At 38.5% G+C, this 17,005-nt stretch carries 19 protein-coding genes and 1 pseudogene; 7 read left to right on the forward strand and 13 right to left on the reverse strand.

Translation table 11 applies throughout. The features are described 5' to 3' along the window. Window positions 1-53: 53 nt before the first annotated feature. Both lepA and IV84_RS00480 read right to left on the reverse strand, forming a co-directional pair. On the reverse strand, window positions 54-1,847 hold the full coding sequence (lepA, locus tag IV84_RS00475) for a translation elongation factor 4 (protein ID WP_056985963.1): 1,794 nt from the start codon (window positions 1,845-1,847) through the stop codon (window positions 54-56). Window positions 1,848-1,915: 68 nt separating this feature from the next. After that, window positions 1,916-2,335 (reverse strand): MerR family transcriptional regulator, encoded by a 420-nt coding sequence (locus tag IV84_RS00480; RefSeq protein ID WP_046872546.1) that lies wholly within the window; start codon window positions 2,333-2,335, stop codon window positions 1,916-1,918. Between the two features lie 107 nt (window positions 2,336-2,442). Between IV84_RS00480 and IV84_RS00485 the strand changes: the two genes are divergently transcribed. The 4 genes from IV84_RS00485 to IV84_RS00500 all read left to right on the forward strand — a co-directional run bounded on the left by IV84_RS00485 (window position 2,443) and on the right by IV84_RS00500 (window position 4,741). Then, the gene (locus tag IV84_RS00485; protein WP_046872545.1) at window positions 2,443-3,465 is read left to right on the forward strand and encodes an NAD-dependent epimerase/dehydratase family protein; all 1,023 of its coding nucleotides are present in this window, start codon (window positions 2,443-2,445) and stop codon (window positions 3,463-3,465) included. 227 nt (window positions 3,466-3,692) lie between these two features. Next, window positions 3,693-3,881 carry a type II toxin-antitoxin system HicA family toxin gene (locus IV84_RS00490; RefSeq protein WP_046872544.1) on the forward strand — a complete coding sequence of 63 codons (189 nt, stop codon included), beginning with the start codon at window positions 3,693-3,695 and terminating at the stop codon, window positions 3,879-3,881. A 46-nt stretch (window positions 3,882-3,927) separates the two neighbouring features. Then, window positions 3,928-4,320: a type II toxin-antitoxin system HicB family antitoxin gene (locus tag IV84_RS00495; RefSeq protein ID WP_046872543.1), complete on the forward strand. Its 393-nt coding sequence runs from the start codon at window positions 3,928-3,930 to the stop codon at window positions 4,318-4,320. Window positions 4,321-4,348: 28 nt separating this feature from the next. Continuing rightward, on the forward strand, window positions 4,349-4,741 hold the full coding sequence (locus tag IV84_RS00500; protein WP_052694581.1) for a toxin-antitoxin system, antitoxin component, HicB family protein: 393 nt from the start codon (window positions 4,349-4,351) through the stop codon (window positions 4,739-4,741). Window positions 4,742-4,848: 107 nt separating this feature from the next. On the opposite strand, the gene IV84_RS00505 is transcribed toward IV84_RS00500, so the two are convergent. Beyond that, window positions 4,849-5,370 (reverse strand): dihydrofolate reductase family protein, encoded by a 522-nt coding sequence (locus IV84_RS00505; RefSeq protein WP_056985964.1) that lies wholly within the window; start codon window positions 5,368-5,370, stop codon window positions 4,849-4,851. A 268-nt stretch (window positions 5,371-5,638) separates the two neighbouring features. On the opposite strand from IV84_RS00505, the gene IV84_RS00510 reads away from it, so the two are divergent. Further along, the gene (locus tag IV84_RS00510) at window positions 5,639-6,037 is read left to right on the forward strand and encodes a type II toxin-antitoxin system HicB family antitoxin (protein WP_046872277.1); all 399 of its coding nucleotides are present in this window, start codon (window positions 5,639-5,641) and stop codon (window positions 6,035-6,037) included. Between the two features lie 123 nt (window positions 6,038-6,160). Here IV84_RS00510 and IV84_RS00515 read toward each other — a convergent pair whose 3' ends face one another. From IV84_RS00515 to IV84_RS00550, 8 genes and pseudogenes are all read right to left on the reverse strand, one after another. Then, a complete protein-coding gene (locus IV84_RS00515; RefSeq protein WP_046872271.1) occupies window positions 6,161-7,933 on the reverse strand; it encodes an ABC transporter ATP-binding protein in 1,773 nt (590 codons plus the stop codon). Between the two features lie 31 nt (window positions 7,934-7,964). After that, window positions 7,965-8,516: a MarR family winged helix-turn-helix transcriptional regulator gene (locus IV84_RS00520; RefSeq protein WP_052694553.1), complete on the reverse strand. Its 552-nt coding sequence runs from the start codon at window positions 8,514-8,516 to the stop codon at window positions 7,965-7,967. A 185-nt stretch (window positions 8,517-8,701) separates the two neighbouring features. Next, window positions 8,702-11,236 (reverse strand): M1 family metallopeptidase, encoded by a 2,535-nt coding sequence (locus IV84_RS00525; RefSeq protein WP_046872270.1) that lies wholly within the window; start codon window positions 11,234-11,236, stop codon window positions 8,702-8,704. 89 nt (window positions 11,237-11,325) lie between these two features. Further along, a complete protein-coding gene (locus tag IV84_RS00530; RefSeq protein ID WP_046872275.1) occupies window positions 11,326-11,661 on the reverse strand; it encodes a hypothetical protein in 336 nt (111 codons plus the stop codon). After that, window positions 11,651-11,953, reverse strand: a complete 303-nt coding sequence (locus IV84_RS00535) for a hypothetical protein (RefSeq protein WP_046872269.1) — start codon at window positions 11,951-11,953, stop codon at window positions 11,651-11,653. The genes IV84_RS00530 and IV84_RS00535 overlap by 11 nt, the downstream gene beginning before the upstream one ends. Before the next feature lie 197 nt (window positions 11,954-12,150). Further along, window positions 12,151-13,338, reverse strand: a complete 1,188-nt coding sequence (locus IV84_RS00540; protein WP_046872268.1) for an acetate/propionate family kinase — start codon at window positions 13,336-13,338, stop codon at window positions 12,151-12,153. 116 nt (window positions 13,339-13,454) lie between these two features. Beyond that, window positions 13,455-13,964, reverse strand: coding sequence for a GNAT family N-acetyltransferase (locus IV84_RS00545; RefSeq protein WP_046872267.1), 510 nt, complete (start codon window positions 13,962-13,964; stop codon window positions 13,455-13,457). A 20-nt stretch (window positions 13,965-13,984) separates the two neighbouring features. Beyond that, window positions 13,985-14,456: pseudogene (locus IV84_RS00550) on the reverse strand (MerR family transcriptional regulator). Window positions 14,457-14,551: 95 nt separating this feature from the next. Between IV84_RS00550 and IV84_RS00555 the strand changes: the two are divergent. Continuing rightward, window positions 14,552-15,280 carry an SDR family oxidoreductase gene (locus IV84_RS00555; RefSeq protein WP_046872265.1) on the forward strand — a complete coding sequence of 243 codons (729 nt, stop codon included), beginning with the start codon at window positions 14,552-14,554 and terminating at the stop codon, window positions 15,278-15,280. 99 nt (window positions 15,281-15,379) lie between these two features. Here IV84_RS00555 and IV84_RS00560 read toward each other — a convergent pair whose 3' ends face one another. After that, window positions 15,380-15,931, reverse strand: coding sequence for a sugar O-acetyltransferase (locus IV84_RS00560; protein WP_046872264.1), 552 nt, complete (start codon window positions 15,929-15,931; stop codon window positions 15,380-15,382). Between the two features lie 34 nt (window positions 15,932-15,965). Continuing rightward, a complete protein-coding gene (arsC, locus tag IV84_RS00565; RefSeq protein WP_046872263.1) occupies window positions 15,966-16,388 on the reverse strand; it encodes an arsenate reductase (thioredoxin) in 423 nt (140 codons plus the stop codon). A 192-nt stretch (window positions 16,389-16,580) separates the two neighbouring features. On the opposite strand from arsC, the gene IV84_RS00570 reads away from it, so the two are divergent. After that, window positions 16,581-17,000, forward strand: coding sequence for a MarR family winged helix-turn-helix transcriptional regulator (locus IV84_RS00570; protein WP_046872262.1), 420 nt, complete (start codon window positions 16,581-16,583; stop codon window positions 16,998-17,000). Window positions 17,001-17,005: the final 5 nt, after the last annotated feature.

Raw genomic sequence — 17,005 nt, forward strand, 5'->3', positions numbered from 1 at the left:
GTAAACTGCTTTATAACAGTAACTGAAATCATTTTTGTACTTTCAACCTTTAGCTATAGATCTAACTCCAAAACTGCATTAAATACTTCTTGCGGTAAATCACTAGTATTTTTAGCAGATTTACGTTTGTTAACTCCCTGACGGTGAAGCAATGCCTGTTTCTTAGCAGCGCCCTTTTTCCCACCAGAAGTGGCACCTTTTCTTAGCGGTGGAATGTCAACTCTGGCAACGGCCTTACCTTCCACCACCGCCTGCACAGGGGTAGGATAAAGGCGTCGTGGTACCGCAACCTTTAATTTCTTAACCAATTCCTGAGTTAGTTTATCAGCGTCCTGACGGTGAACTACAAAAGATAAAGCATCAACGGTCGCATAGTTAATATCAACTTCAACTTTGACCAGATCAGCAACCTCATAGTCGAGCGCCGTCGTATCCAAAGTGGCATACCCGTGTGACACGGATTTTAACTGATTGAAAAACTCATAAGCCACTTCCGAAGTCGGCATTTTATACGTTAAGACAATCAAATCTGCCTGATTATCCATGTCTAATAACGTACTTTTGTGCTTTTCCGCCAGTTTCATAACTTCGCTCAATAAGTCATTCGGCGTGGTGATCTCCGCCTTAACAAATGGTTCTTCGACATAGGAAATTTTTGAGAATTCTGGAAAATTAATTGGATTGTTCACAATCATCGGTTCTGTTTTCCCGTTTAAATACACATGATAGGTAACGTTTGGTGCAGTCGTGAGAACCTCCAAACCATATTCATCCTGCAAACGTTCACGAATAATCTGCAAATGCAGCATCCCTAGAAAGCCACAGCGAAATCCAGCCCCAAGTGCTTCCGAGTTTTCAAGTGTGTAGTGAAACGAAGAATCATTTAAAGATAACTTTTCAATTGCTAATTTCAATTCATTATAATTATTGTCTTTCGGATAGAAACCGGCAAATACCATCGATTTAGCCGGTTCATAGCCAGCCAGTGGTTGTTTAGTTGTATTGGTAACCGAAGTCATGGTATCTCCAACTCGGACTAATTGTGGATCTTTCAAACCCGTGACCACGTAACCAACATCCCCCGCGTTTAACTCATCAATAGGTGTCATATTTGGCGCAAAGTAGCCCAGTGAATTAGCAGAAACCTTTGTTTGTTTGGCCATTAATAACAAGTCGTCATCTGCTTTTATCGAGCCATCAATCAACCGGACATACGCGATAATCCCCTTAAAAGCATCATACATATAGTCGAATACCAGCGCTTTTAGCGGTGCATGCTTGTCTCCGGTTGGTGCCGGGATCGTGGTTCGAATGGCCTCTAAAACTTCGTGAACGCCCATCCCCGTCTTAGCAGAGATTTTCAGCATGTCTAAATTTTCAAAACTGGAATCCAATTTTTGAATTTGAGCTTCCGTTCTTGGCACATCTGCAGCGTCACTATCAACCTTGTTAATCACTGGAATAATCACTAAATGATTCTGTTTGGCAAGTCGTAAATTGGCTACCGTTTGCGCCTGGACACCCTGAGTGGCATCAACCAACAGAACGGCACCATCACTCGCTGCTAAGCTTTTGGAAACTTCATAAGAAAAATCCACATGTCCGGGGGTATCAATAAAGTTATATTCATACGTTTGCCCATCATCAGCTTCATAATGATTCCGCACTGTTCTCGATTTGACGGTAATTCCATGAGCCTGTTCAACTTCCATGTCATCCAATAACTGGGCCTTTGTGTCCCGCTCACTAACGGTATGGGTTTGTTCCATGATGCGATCGGCCAAGGTCGACTTACCGTGATCAATATGGGCAATGATTGAGAAGTTCCGAATGTTTGCTTGCTTCATTTTTTATTTATCTACTTTCTTTTTTAATTGCTGATCGGTATAAACTGATTTGTCGTCTGCTTAATTATTTACATTTTACTAGCTTGTTTTTCTTCTTTAACATACTGTCTCGCTTGATTAATCGTTTCAACGGCCTCCGGAGATTGATAGATATTTAATTTGTAATCAATTTCCTTTAAATTTTCGGTTAATTGTTGCTGCTTGGCCAAAACTTTCGCTCGTTGCGCCGAAAGTAATTTGATCCTTTTCCCAATTGTCGCCGATCCGGCCATCACGTAATCCACATACTGACGAATATCACTAATTTTCATATCCGTATTTTTAAGGCAACAAATCGTATGAATGATGCTCAGATCGGATTCCGTAAACGTTCGATAACCCGCCTCGTTTCGCATCACAAAGGGCAACAAGCCTTGTTTATCATAAAAACGGAGTGTGTAAATCGACAAGCCTGTCTTTTGGGCAACCTCTTTAATCGTATAAGTCATATTTTATCTCTTTTCGTAAATTAAGTCTTGCCCTAGAGTTATGTCGAGGGTTTATGGTTATCATCATAAACAATAACTAACAAACATTCAACTACATGGAGGTAATTATGAAAAAAACTGTTTTAGTAACTGGTGGTAATGGCTTTTTGAGCATGCAACTGATTTTGGAGCTTTTAAAACAAGGATACACGGTCCGAACTACTTTACGATTGCTTCAAAAAAAATCTGGTGTCTTGGCGACCCTCAAGGCCAATCATGCAGTCAATCTTGGAAACTTAAATTTCGTCGTCGCTGATTTAACCAGTGATACTGGTTGGCAAGATGCCATGCAGGGAATGACCTACGTTTTAAGTGTCGCTGCACCCATGTTTTCAACCGATAAAGCTCATATAAATGATGCCAAGGATGGTATTTTACGCATTCTTAAACAGGCCCAATTAGCTCAGGTAAAACGCGTGGTGATGACCGCCAATTTTGGCGCCATCGGTTTTAGTAATAAGGATAAACATTCGGTAACGACCGAAACAGACTGGACTAATTTTGATGAAAAAGGTTTCTCTTTATATGAAAAATCAAAAGCAATCGCCGAAAAAGCTGCCTGGCAATTTATGGATAAATCATCCAGCAATTTAGAATTTACCACTATTAATCCAGTGGCAATTCTTGGGACCTCCCTCAACGAACATGTTTCTGGGAGCTTTGGGTTAATCAAAAGTTTGATTGACGGCTCGCTCAAAATGATTCCTAATATTCCCTTAAACGTGGTCGATGTGCGTGACGTCGTTGATTTACACATTCGGGCCATGACAAATCCAAAGGCGAATGGCGAGCGTTTCATTGCCAGTGAGGATGGTCAAATTTCACTGCCAGAAATTGCTGCCTTAATCAGGAAAGCTCGTCCTCAGCTTAGTGATCAAATTCCGACAAAAATTATGCCAAACTGGATAATGCGAGTTGGTGCTCCGTTTAGTAAGCAAGCTCAAGAAGGTAAGTTACTCTTGGATATCAACCGCAACGTTAGCAATCAAAAGGCTAAACAGGTGTTGGGATGGCAACCGCTGAGTAACAATGAAGAAACTGTTCTGGGTGCCGTTGATTCTTTGGTTAAATATGATCTGCTGAAAAAATAAGCATAAGGAGTCAATCTACTGCACACGTAGATTGACTTTTTTGTTTTATTTTTTTGGATTAATCCTTATGTTGATCAAAGAATCCCGAAGCTAATGAAATTAAAAATTGATCAACTATTTATGCGTATTTAAAATTAGAGAAATTAATAAGCAGTTTTTTATAAGTATGATGTGTATAGATTGAAAATACACAAGTATGTATTATATAATTTAAGGAGTGCTTTAGATTGCCCATAAAAACTAGAAAATTTGAGAATATCTTACGCAAAAATGGCTTTGAAGCTATTCGTCAAACAGGTTCTCATCGAACTTATTACAACCCTGATACGCACAAGCAACTGGTCGTTCCAATTCATGCCCGAGAAATACCAAAAGGACTCTTGAATAAAATGATGAAACAGGCCGGTCTAAAATAAAAATTTGTCGGTTTAGTCCACAGCCAACCACTAGAAAGGAACTATTATGAAAAAAGCCAACATCGTGACATATCCAGCATTAATCACACCAGATGAACACAACACTTATGATATTGAATTCGTGGATATTCCAGAAGCCTTGTCATTTGGAAATTCGATTAACGATGCCGTCATTCATGGTCAAGAAGCACTTGGCCTAGCTTTATACAGTCGCAAGCCATTACCTGCGGCAACTGCCATTGAGAATATTAACAAAGAAGATAACCAGATGATTGTCATTGTCTCCGTTGATTTGAACATTATTAAATCACAGGTTAAAGAACCAACTATCCATAAAAATGTAACTGTACCCGCAGATCTAGCAGAGCAAGCCCAACAACAGGGCATTAATTTTTCGGCAACTTTGTCAGATGCACTTAGAGAAAAACTTGATATTTAACTTCAATATTTAGAAAGGATCGATATTTATGTCTGTTAAAAATAGAGAATATATTTATCCAGTAATTATTACACCAGAATCATCCGAACCACATACATTTACAGTTGAAATTCCGGATATTGATGGCATGACAGAAGGAAACAGTGTGAGCGACGCATTAGATATGGCGGTTGATTATGTTGGCGCGTACAGTCTAGATAATGAATTACCACCATCGAATACTAATTTACCCAAACAACATGGAAATCAAATTATTTCGCTCATTCAAGTTCACCCTGATGAATATCGGCGGAAACATGACAACAAAGTTATCAAAAAAACATTATCCATTCCAAACTATCTAAACGAACTAGGGAAAGAACAAAACATCAATTTTTCAGAAGTCCTCACTGAATCACTCAAAGAAAGACTTAAAATCTAAATAACTGTTTTGTTTCCTTCAACTTTCAGATAATCCAACAGTAAAATGCATTTCAAACTATCAAAACAGTTTGAAATGCATTTTTGATTTAATCCTAATTCAGTTCTTTACTTTCTTTGCAAATGCAATTCCGCCAATTGGTCATAATGGTTTACTCCTATCAATTTCAACCGTGTAGCGTAGTCCCCGTCAGGAAAAAGACGAATCCCTCTCCCTAATAAAACAGGGGCAATTTGAATCCACCACTCATCAATCAAATCTTCGGCCACCAAATCGGTAACAATCTGACCACCACCCACGATCCAAATATTACCGCCAGGCTGTTTCAGTAGTTGTTGAACCAAATTTACAGGTGCAACGGATTTATAAATGGCATCCTCTTCTTTCCCCTGTCGAGTTCTTGAAAGAACATAATTAGTTTTATCCGGAAAAAGTGGCTCATCATGCATTGCCTTTTTCGTTACTTCATAAGTCTTCCGTCCCATAATCGTGGTATCAACTTGGTTTAAAAATTGATCGGTATTAGCTTTGTCGCCATCAGCAGTATCAAACAACCATTGCAAATCATGTTGTGGGGTTGCTAAATAACCATCTAAAGATATGGCACCATAAAATTGAACTTTTCGCATTAACGCATTACTCCTTTTTTACTAATTCCATGTTTCCAATTTTAAAAGATCTCATAGTCACTTTCATCTTTATTGTTTAAAATTTTATGAACGAAAAGATTACTTACATTTTCCTGATGAACAAATCTTTTTATTTAGCACGTGCTAAATACGTGTTAATATAATATTATGCAAGTATGTTTTAAAAAGTAGAAACCACTAGATAATATTTGGAAACAAGCAGGTCTCAAATAAGGCCAGAGTTATATTGAAGGGAGTAATGTTTATTATGAAATATCTGTATTTTGCCGTACTCAGCGCTACTGAAGACAAAACCAAAATGGAAGTCTCTTTTCCTGACTTAAGACCCCACGCAGCAACATTTGGTAACGATTTACCTGACGCTTTGCATATGGCACATGATGCTCTGGAAGGATATTTACTCACTGCAGAGGATTTTAAAGAAAAATTACCTACCCCGACTTCCTATGAAAATTTATCTATTAGCAAAGGGGAGTTACTGGTTCCTATTGAAGTAGATACAACACTGGCTCGTGAACGTGAACAAAACCAAATAGTAAAAAAGACATTGACGATTCCCAAATACCTAAATGACTTAGGAAATGCAAATAAAATCAATTTTTCAGCTACATTAACTAATGCATTAAAAGAAAAACTTGATGTTTAAAATTTAAATTCACTCATCAATAGACATTCGAGCTGGAATTGCTTGTGCAAAACTATTAGTCCATAAAAAAATCGCTCATTCGTTTTGAATGGGTGATTTTATGTTTCCTAAACCATTTAGTTTTTAACCTGCAAATTGATTTTCCACATATTCATGATAGATTGGTAATTTATCAATCAATTCATGATGCGTCCCATGACCACTCACTTTACCATCTTCAATAAAGTAAATTTGGTTGGCATTTACAATTGTGCTCAAACGATGGGCACTGACCAAGGTGGTCCGATTGTGCATCAATTTTTCCAATGCTTTTTGAACCATCTTTTCTGATTCTGAATCCAAACTTGCAGTTGCTTCATCAAGAATTAAAATCTTCGGATCACGGAGAAATGCGCGTGCAATGGCAATTCTTTGCCGTTGACCACCAGATAATTTCACACCTCGTTCGCCAACCGTTGTATCAAGTCCATCATCCATTTTTTCGACAAATTCCTTTGCATAAGCCATTTCCAGCACATGCCAAAGCTGTTCATCAGAATACTCTTTCTTCAAACCATAGGTCAAGTTGTAACGAATTGTGCCACTCATTACAGCGGCTTCTTGCCCAACAATACCAATCTGTTGACGCCAATTCGTTAAGTTCAAGTCTTCAATGTTGGTATTGCCAATCGTAATTTTACCACTAGTTGGTTTGTAGTAACGTTCTAACAAACTAAAGATAGTTGTTTTCCCACCGCCGGAAGGGCCAGCAAATGCGATCACTGTATTTGGCTTTGCAGTAAAGGAAACATCCTGCAAAATTGGTTTGCCATCTTCATACGAAAAGTCAACATGTTTAACTGCCAAGGTTTGTCCTTGCGCAACAACTGTTTTCCCTTGATCCTGAACTTCTTCATCGACAGAAAGGAGTTCTTGAATCCGAGCGGTTGAGCCACTCGCTTTTGCCATTGCTGTGAAGAACTGACCCAGCATAGTGAATGGCCCAATCATTTGAACAAGATACATCAAAAATGAAATCAATGTTCCAAAGGTCATTGACCCATTAGCTACTCGACTTGCGCCATAAATTAACATCCCGATCATCATCCCCATCATGACCATCTGCATAACGGGTCCGGCAACAGAATCATAAACTGCTTCTTTAAGGCCAATTTGATAAAGTTTGTTAATGTCTTCATGACCAGATTTGCGTTCCGCATCCTCGGCAGTAGAAGATTTCACTAACCGGATTTCACCTAATGTTTCGCTGGCTTCACCATTAAATTTTGCCAAGGCGTCTTGACGCGTATGCGCAATTTTACGTGATAATGAAGTGATGGGGATAATACATAAGGTAACTAATGGCACACTGATAAACATCAACAAGGTCATTTTCCAATCCATCGACAACATAAATGCCAGTGCTCCAACCAACTGAAGAATTGAAGTTACCATTGAAGGCATTGAATTGGCAAGTAAATCTTTCACTTGCGAAGTATCGTTAACCAGTCGCGAAGTGATTTCACCAGATTTAGTATCATCAAAATAACTAACTGGTAACCGCAAAATTTTATCCCAAAGGAATTTACGCAACTTACTGACCACATCTTCACCAAAAAATCCCAATGCAGATCCTGATGCTGCATTAACTATGGCGCCAACAACAAATAGCCCAATAACCAAAACCACAAGCTTAACATCGACAGTATGACCCAACTGGTTGACCAACTTTTGAGCAACCTTGGGCACAATTAAGTTGGCACCAGTGGCAATTAACCCTAACAACAGCCCCACAGTAAGCAACCAAAAATGAGGCTTTACTTTTCCGATTAACCGAGCAAAATCTTTAAAACTAAATTTTTGTTGCTTAAATTGTGGAGCCTGTTGCCCACTTTGTACTTCTTGTCTATTTTGCATGTTTCTTTATCTCCAATTATTTATAATTATGTTATTTACGAAAATTGAAACCGTTGGGAACCCCACCGAAATTTGGAGAATTAAATCTCCCATCAGCAGAATTGCCTTTCCAACCTCGTGGTCCATCCCATTTTGGTGATTTTTTTTCTAAATCTGCATTGAGTTTCGTTAGGATTTCAGTAAGTTGCTTTTGTTCCTCATCGGATAAAGCATCGAACATTGAATCCGATAAATCATCGTTAAACTGACGGGCTTTGGTGATTGCCTGACGTCCTTGTTCAGTCAAAGAGATGAATGTGACCCGTTTATCATCAGGGGACTCCGTTTTTTTAACTAAACCGTTATCCTCAAGTTTTCCAACCAAAACACTGGCGGAGCTTGGCCGAATATCTAACTCTTCAACAATTTGTGAATTCGTCAATGAGTCTTTATCAAATAACAAACGGAGGACACGTTGCTGGCCACGCTCATTACCACGCACATCATTTTCACTTTGCGTGCTTTTGATTGCTGCAAAAACAAATGCTTTCTGTTGAAATAACTTGCCGAATTGATTCATAGGTTCTTTAATATCATTTGTCATAATTGAATTCCTCTTTTTTTCTTTTTTTAGTTAGTTAGTTTCTAAATACTTTAACTAACAAAAATGATTATAAAACGTTAGTTAGTTAAAGTCAACGTAAAACTAACTATTTTTTAAATAAAAAAAAGAGTTTCTAAAATTGAACCAAAAGTTCAACCTTAAAAACTCGCTTACTGTTTATTTTTTTATTTAATAACCTTAGCTACTGCCTCATTGACACTAGCCTTTTGTGCTTCAATCAAGTCGACGCGACCTTCAATCACTTTGGTATCCATTGTGATTTCCCGTGTTAGGCCTGGTGTATTCAGCTTAGGTTCAAAGAATGCTTTGAACTCTGCCAGTCGTTCTGGGGTTCGGAAAATTCCTGCGATTACGGTGATATATGTGGTAAATTCCATATCACCACCAACCGTATCTTCTAACCATTGCCAATCATTACGAATCCAGTCCCAAGCTGCTTGTTGGCCCTTTTCGTTAGCCAACACACCGCGGAACCAAGCCCGTAAATCTTGTGGTTTAATCGTATCTGTGTCTTCAAATTTCTCGATCAACCGGGCAATTAGATCAGCATCCGGCGTACTCGTCAATGCGGAGCAAATGTCTTCTTTGTAATTGCCATCAGCTGTTTGATGATGAGCAGCAAATAATTTATCAAATAGTGCGGTACTACCGAAATTTTTAACTTCATTTCTTAAAATAAATACCCGTGTATCAGCTGGTAAAGTCTCTAATTTGTCCGCATTAGCTGTGAAGATCTTATGAGCTGCTGCAATTGCATCAGCATTTTTTGCGTACAAAGCTGCACTCAAGACATATGGCCGCGTCAATTGATCATCATTTGATTCCCCTGCTTTTGGCGTCCATCCCAAACGAGCAACTTGCGCTTTACTTAACTGGTTATATAAAGTTTGTAATTGCGCTTCTTCATCAGAATTTGGTGTGACAAATTTCTTCAGATTATTGGCGACAACATATAAAGCTGCATTGACAACGTTTGAAGTGCTATCCGCAAAGTCCTTCAACAATGGCACAACTTCAGCATAAGAGATTTGGCGACCCTCCGCCAACAAGCGCAAGTCCTGTAAAACTTGTAATTGGGAAATAGAGTCCAATGACTTCACATTATCCAAAATGTCTTTTAATAATTCACGATCATATTTAACGATGAAATGTGAGTCATTGCCCACATTCAAACGGAACGGTTTGCCATTAGCTTTCCGTAATTTAGCATAGTCACCCAGCGTGATGCTCCTTTCAGACATAATAGTTGGGGCAACGTCGTAATTACTATTCAAAGGAATCTGCCATTGACGGCCAACTTCTTTACCTTTACCACTAAAGAATTGTTTTTGTGACAAAGTAAGTTTGCCATCAACTACTGCCGCAGTTACCACTGGATATCCAGGTTGTTCCAACCATGAATTCATGATTGCGCCAATATCGAGATCGGAAGCAGTTCCTAAAGCAGCCCATAAATCTGCACCGGTAGCATTGCCATACTTATGGGTAGCAAAGTACTTCTTTAAACCAGCCCGTAAGGCGTCATCGCCAAGTAACGCGCGGACCATGACTAACATCCGTGAACCCTTAGCATAAACGATAGCACCATCGAACAACGAGTCAATTTCTGCTGGATTTTCCACCTGCACATGAACAGACTGCACACCATCAATAGCATCCCGTTGTAAGGCTGATGGCGCTTCTGAAGTTTGGAACATTTCCCAAATATGCCAGTCAGGTTCAAGCGCATCAATGGCCACATATTCCATCATATTGGCAAAACTTTCGTTTAACCAGAGATCATCCCACCACTTCATTGTGACAAGATCACCGAACCACTGGTGAGCCAACTCATGTGCAATTACGGTTGCCACAAGTTGTTTGGTTTCAAGAGCCGTGTTGTCAGGATCGAGGACTAAGTATGCTTCACGATAAGTGACAAGCCCCCAGTTTTCCATTGCACCAGCCGAGAAATCTGGTAAGGCCAGCTGCCATGAATGTGGCAATGGATACGGTGTTTGGTAAAAGTCTTCATAGAATTCAATTGAACGTTTAGCAATGTCCAGAGGAAAATCGAGTTCGTTAGCCTTATGGGCCTTCGTTGCAAACACACCAACTTTTACACCACTCTTCGTCGTTGTCTGCTTACTTTGGAGATCACCAAATGCAAAGGCAACCAAATAAGTAGACATCCGCACGGTCGTATCAAAGTAATGCACGCCATCTTCAGTGCGCACTTCTGGCATATTACTGATAATTGTTTCCCCAGGTTGTTCATCAAACTTAATTGATAAAGCAAATGTCGCCTTTGCTTCCGGCTCATCCACACAAGGGAATGCTTGCCGAGCAAAGTTCGTTTCAAACTGAGTCCCAATAATTTGTTTTTTGACACCACCGACTTCGTAATATGAAGGATAAATTCCCATCATACTGTCAGTGAGTTTTGCCGTATAAGTAATTGCAATTGTAGTTTCGCCAGTTTTTGGTAAATCAATTTGAATCGCATCAGTATCGTTATCAGTGGTAAATGGCACGTCATTCCCATCAGCTTGCACAGAAGCCACGACCAATCCGTTTTGGTGAATGGCAATTTCTTGGGCCTTCGCCTCACCGGTAATGGTTGTTTGGCCGTTAAAACGTTTTGTTTCGCGATTGATATCTAAGTAGACATCATAGTGACTTGGTTGAAATTTCTCATAGAAACGTTTGAATTCTGTCATGAAATTCTCCTTATTTTTTTAGAATACTGCCATTATACGACTTTTAGAGGGAAAAGCCTATATTGGAATCCTCTAGATAAATGTCCTAATCACTTGTTTTGCAAACGAGCAACCAAGAAATCATGGAAACTTATTCGATCTGCTTCACTTAAATGCCCAAAAGAATTCCCTACCATCTTTGTAGGAAATTCCAAAGGTTGTGAGTTTGTGTCAATCCAGGACGGCTTTTTAAGCCCTGTTTGTTGCCAGTCTGTTATTTTAAAGTAATTTTGTCTAATTTGCTGAGATTTATTTTTAAATTGAGAAGTAATTTTAAACGCTAATACAAAATCATCCTTAATTTTGACAATTAAAATTGGTCGGCGTTTCCCCTGGTCAATATTAATATAACGAACAAATGCAGTTGCAACATCATTAATCTTCACGCAACCATTCCTCAACTTCCTTAGCATTTGTCGTCTTCTTGTGTAGCATTGCATCAGACATTTCGCCAATTTCATGATCAATTTGTTGCATATAATCTCCCTTTAACCTTTGATATTCAGCATAATCTTGGGCACTTATCACAAATAAATCCTGATTGGGTCCTTCACCTTTGTTAGGTAAAGTTACCCGAATCGGAGAATTATTGTTGGCCACCTGTTTCAATAACTTTGATTGTTGTTTCCGAAAATTTGATGGTGTGTACGTTGGTGTCAACTTATTTTTCGTATCCATGATTTCATCTCCTAGTATTTGTACATTATTATACCTAAATTTTGTACATAATACCAACAAACCAATTTAACCAATTAATTTTAAATACGCATAAAATCTAAATTTACATGATTAAATAGACTTAACTTGCATAAAACCAGTTAATAAAAGCCCTCAAAACCGAATCTTATCGAATTTGAGGACTTTTTTGAATTATCTTATAAGCGTGCATAGACATCGCGGGCTATCATCAATTCTTCGTTGGTAGGAACAACCATCGTCTTTACCCTTGCATCCGAAGCACTGATATCACGTTCTTTGTCGCCAGACTCATTTTTAGCTTGATCAATTGTCGCTCCCACATAGCTGAAAGAAGCCATAATTTGAGCTCGCATTTCAAAGCTATTCTCTCCGACACCGCCGGTAAAAATCAATGCATCAACCCCATTCATCAAAGCAATATAACTACCCACAAATTTAATCACTCGATTGGCATACATATCAAGCGCCAACTGAGCTCTTGGTTGAGTTGTTGCTAATTTTTTTAATTCTCGTTGGTCATCAGAAAGACCTGAAACACCCAATAATCCAGATTTATTATTTAAAATATTTAACATCTCATCTGAATCTTTCAGTTTTAATTTTTGGGCAAGATACAACACCAGTGACGCATCAATTTGGCCGCTACGCGTATTCATCATCACGCCATCAAGCGGTGTGAATCCCATTGATGTATCCAGCGACTTTCCATGACTAACCGCAGTGATACTCGAGCCTGCCCCTAAATGCATGACAATTAATCGTAAATCTTTTAGGGGTCGCTTCAAAAATTTGGCTGTCCGTTTAGACACATAGCGGACACTGGTTCCATGGGCGCCGTACTTACGAGCCCCATATTTTTTGTAATAGTCATAAGGAATGCCATACAAATAGTTTTCTGCAGACATAGTTTGATGAAATGCAGAATCAAAAACGGCCACCAGGGTCGTCCACGGCATCAATTGCCTAAAAAGTTCAATCCCACCCACTTCACGATGATTATGGAGGGGCGCGAAAACGCCCAAATCATCAATCTGCTGCAAAACATCTTTCGTAATCACTACAGATTCTTTGTACACTTCGCCACCGGCAACCACACGATGGCCAATTCCCACAATTTCATGCAGATGCTCAACCAATTTTAGTCTTTTCAATTCATCCATTAACACCATAATGGCATCTTTAAGACTTAATTCTTTGTCAAAACTCTTATTTCGTTGTTGATCTCCAAATTTAACCGTAATTTCAGCCTTAGAGTTATCAAAAAAATCAACTAATCCTGACGCAATCTGCTTTTCATCAGGCATTTCAAATAAACGCCATTTTAAAGTAGAGCTACCCAAATTTACCGACAAAATTTTGGCCATGTTTCCACCCCTCGTGTTAATTATTTACTTTGTATATTAAGCTAATTACAAAGAATAATCACGAAGGAGGCTCACTAAATTTTAGGTTAACAGCATTCTAAAATTTACTTAAAAAATTATTTCAATAAGTTAATCCAGTATCGTTTTAATTGATAGCCAGTTGCCTTCTCAACCAAAGTATTTTCATAAACACCGCCAGCAGATTCAATAATTTTTTGACTCGCTACATTCCAGTCTTCAGCAGTAATCAACACCTTCTCAATCTGTCGTTGCCGAAATAAGTTTAAAGCTTGCTGCATCATTTCATTGGCAATCCCTTGTTTGCGGTAATCAGGTGCCACACCATAACCAATATTGCCACCAAAATTCAACAAATAATCATTTAATTCCCAGCGACAAGAAATACCACCTTTAATAATATTATCTTCAATATAAAAATACTTGGTAGCAGGAACTCTTGGTGGCTCTGGATGACTACTGTTTATTCCGAGTTGCGTTATAAATTCTACAAAACTAGTTTTTAAAGGTTGCGAAACCGATACCTGGGTCGGTTCATTTTGCCAGGCAACAAGCCACTTTTGATAAATTTCTTCATCCTCAAGGGTTAACTCCCTTATCTTAGGCATTTTGGATACCTTCTTTCAGGCTAATCGTTTAGATCGATTAACTTATGAATATCTTTAGCATTCTTTAATTTTGCGCGGTACTGATCGTGAGTCGTTGGATCCACAAAATTAGTTCCCGGCGTAAAGTGAATTGTTTCCGTACCAGCTTCCACAGAGGTTTTGTAATACCACTTTTTGAATCTTAAGAAATCTAATTGATCCTGCATTTCTTGGACTTTTCCTTCTAAAACACTCTCTTCTTTGTCTAACGTTCTTGCAAAGTTCCATCACCTTGTAAACACAGATTAATAAATTTACTAATGTCTTTGATCGGAACGCCACTTTTTTCAAACAATTAATAACTTTTAGAAAATTAAAATCATTATCTTTAAATTTACGTCGTCCAGCAGCATCGCGATCAACGAAAGGTAACAATCCTTTTTTATCATAATACCGTAGCGTTGAGGTATTGGTCCCCATTTTTTCTGCAACTTCACCAATTGAATAATTCATTTTATTATCTCCATTTGTTGTTTGACTTAAACCCGGGTTCAAGTCGTATGATAACAAAGAATCAAGTAAATATAAATATGAGGAGGAAATAATTCATGAAAAGATTAACCGGAAAAGTCGCCATTATTACGGGTGCTAGTTCTGGATTCGGCCGTGGAACCGCTCTTGCCTTTGCAGCTGAAGGTTGTAACTTGGTTCTCACTGCCCGTAGAAAGCAAAGATTGCGAGAAGTAGTTACCCAATGTGAAAAATTAGGAGTCGAAGCAATATATTTTGCGGACGATGCTCAAGAAGAAAACACCGCCCTTGAAACAGTCAAATTGGCTATTAAGACCTTTGGAAAAATCGATATTTTGATCAATAATGCAGGGATTGGTCGAACACTTTCCCTAACTGACACATCGATGTCTGATTATGATTTGATCATGAATACAAATGTGCGCAGCGCTTTTGCGTTTACAAAGGCTGCTGTTCCAAATATGCTTGAAAGACACGACGGACAAATTATTTTAGTTTCGTCAGTAACAGGAATTGTTGGCCATGCAAACGAAACAGCTTATACAGCCAGCAAATTTGCTTTACGTGGATTGGGTCAAGCTCTAGACAAAGAATTGCTTGATCAAGGCATTCGCACCTGTGTTTTCTGTCCACATGCAGGAGCAACTGAATTTGAAGTTGGCCATGGACGAACCACGGAAGGCGTTGCAGCATCGGGCTTCTTAACACCAAAAGATGTTGGTCAGGCTCTTTTAAGTGTCTGTGTACAGCCTAAGAATTCTCGTATCGTTGAATTACGATTGGCTTCCAATAACGTTAAGTACTAACCTAAAAAATAAGACTCAAAAAGAAGTTTCTAACATTTCTTTTTGAGTCTTATTTTTTAGATTATTGGGAAAGTTTCCTATTATGAATAGGAATTCCAACTACAAAGATTTAATTTTACGAGCAGGAACACCCCCGACCAAAGCATTATCGGCAACGTCTTTGGTTACAACTGCCCCGGCAGCGATCACCACATTATTACCAATCGTGACCCCGGGCATAATCGAGACTTTGCCACCGATCCAAACATCATTGCCAATTGTAACTGGGGATGCTTGGGCCAAATACTTTCTTCGCCCTTCTGCAGTCATCGGATGATTTACCGTATAAATATCAACGTTCGGCCCAATCATGACATGACTCCCAATGTTGACCGGTGCGATGTCTAAAATCGTTAAATTATAATTACTTAAAAAATCTTCGCCAACATGAATGTTCTTTCCATAATCACAATTAAATGTTGCTTGAACTGAAACTCGTTCACCAGTGGAACCAAATATTTCTTTGATTTTTTGCGTTTGAGCTGTCGGATCAGTCGCAGAAATTTCATTAAACTCCTGACACAATTTAGCAGCTCGTGCTTTTCGCTTCGCAACCTCTTCATCTAAAAAGTAATATTCTTCACCAGCTGTTAATTTTTCTAACTCAGTCATTCTTATCACCTCAAGGTTCAGATTACCACTTAAACTAGGGTTCAAGTCCAGAGTTTAGTGCTAGCTTTTTGATTCGTTGCTCAATTTCATCACGGACATCCCTAAAAACCTGCAAAACTTCAGCTTCTGTCCCGTGTGCTTGGGCTGGATCTGGTAACGGCCAATGTAACTTTTTTACGGTAGCAGGGGTTACCGGACAGCGATCACGGGCATCACCACACAGTGTTACCACCAAATCACTACTATTCAGATAATTTGAATCAATTAACTTTGACTTATTTTTAGAAATATCAATCCCTTTTTCTGCCATCACTTTGACAGCTTTCGCATTTAACCCATGGGATTCAATCCCCGCACTAGCTACTCGCCATTGATCACCAAGAATTTTTTTGGCAAAGCCTTCCGACATTTGGCTTCGACAGGAATTACCTGTACAAAAAAAATAAATTTGCTTCATATTTAAAACCCTCCATAGATGTTTACCATAAGAATCACAATTCTTCTACCTGCAGCAACTTCCTACCCAGTCCAAACCAGTATACAAATATTTCAGTTAATCGCAAAACAAAAATTGGTAAAAATACCAACAAAATCTTTACCTTTTCCAGTATAGTTAGTACACTAACTATATGTAAAGGAGTTTACTTATATGAACAATACTGGATACTTACTAATGAATATTTCAAAAAAGTTAAAATATAATTTGAATAGCGCATTAGCTGACTTGGATATTACTGCTCAACAATGGTCAATTATTCAACAGTTACACCATTTTAATGACGCAAAACTTCAAGTAACTGCTAACCAATTAGCCACCATTCTTGATATGGATAAACCGACAATATCCGCGATCATCAAGCGTCTTACCATTAAAAAAATTATTTACAAAAAAAAAAATAATCAAGACAGTCGTGCGTTTGATCTATCTCTAAGCCAAAAAGGTACTGAAATATACACAAAAGCCGTTATCATTAGTGACAAAGTTTTAACCCAATTTATGAAACAACTTACACAAGCTGAAAAACACGATTTAAATCAGATCCTACAGAAACTTAATCGAGAGAAATAAACATA

It is taken from the genome of Pediococcus damnosus (assembly GCF_001437255.1).
GTDB lineage: Bacteria > Bacillota > Bacilli > Lactobacillales > Lactobacillaceae > Pediococcus > Pediococcus damnosus.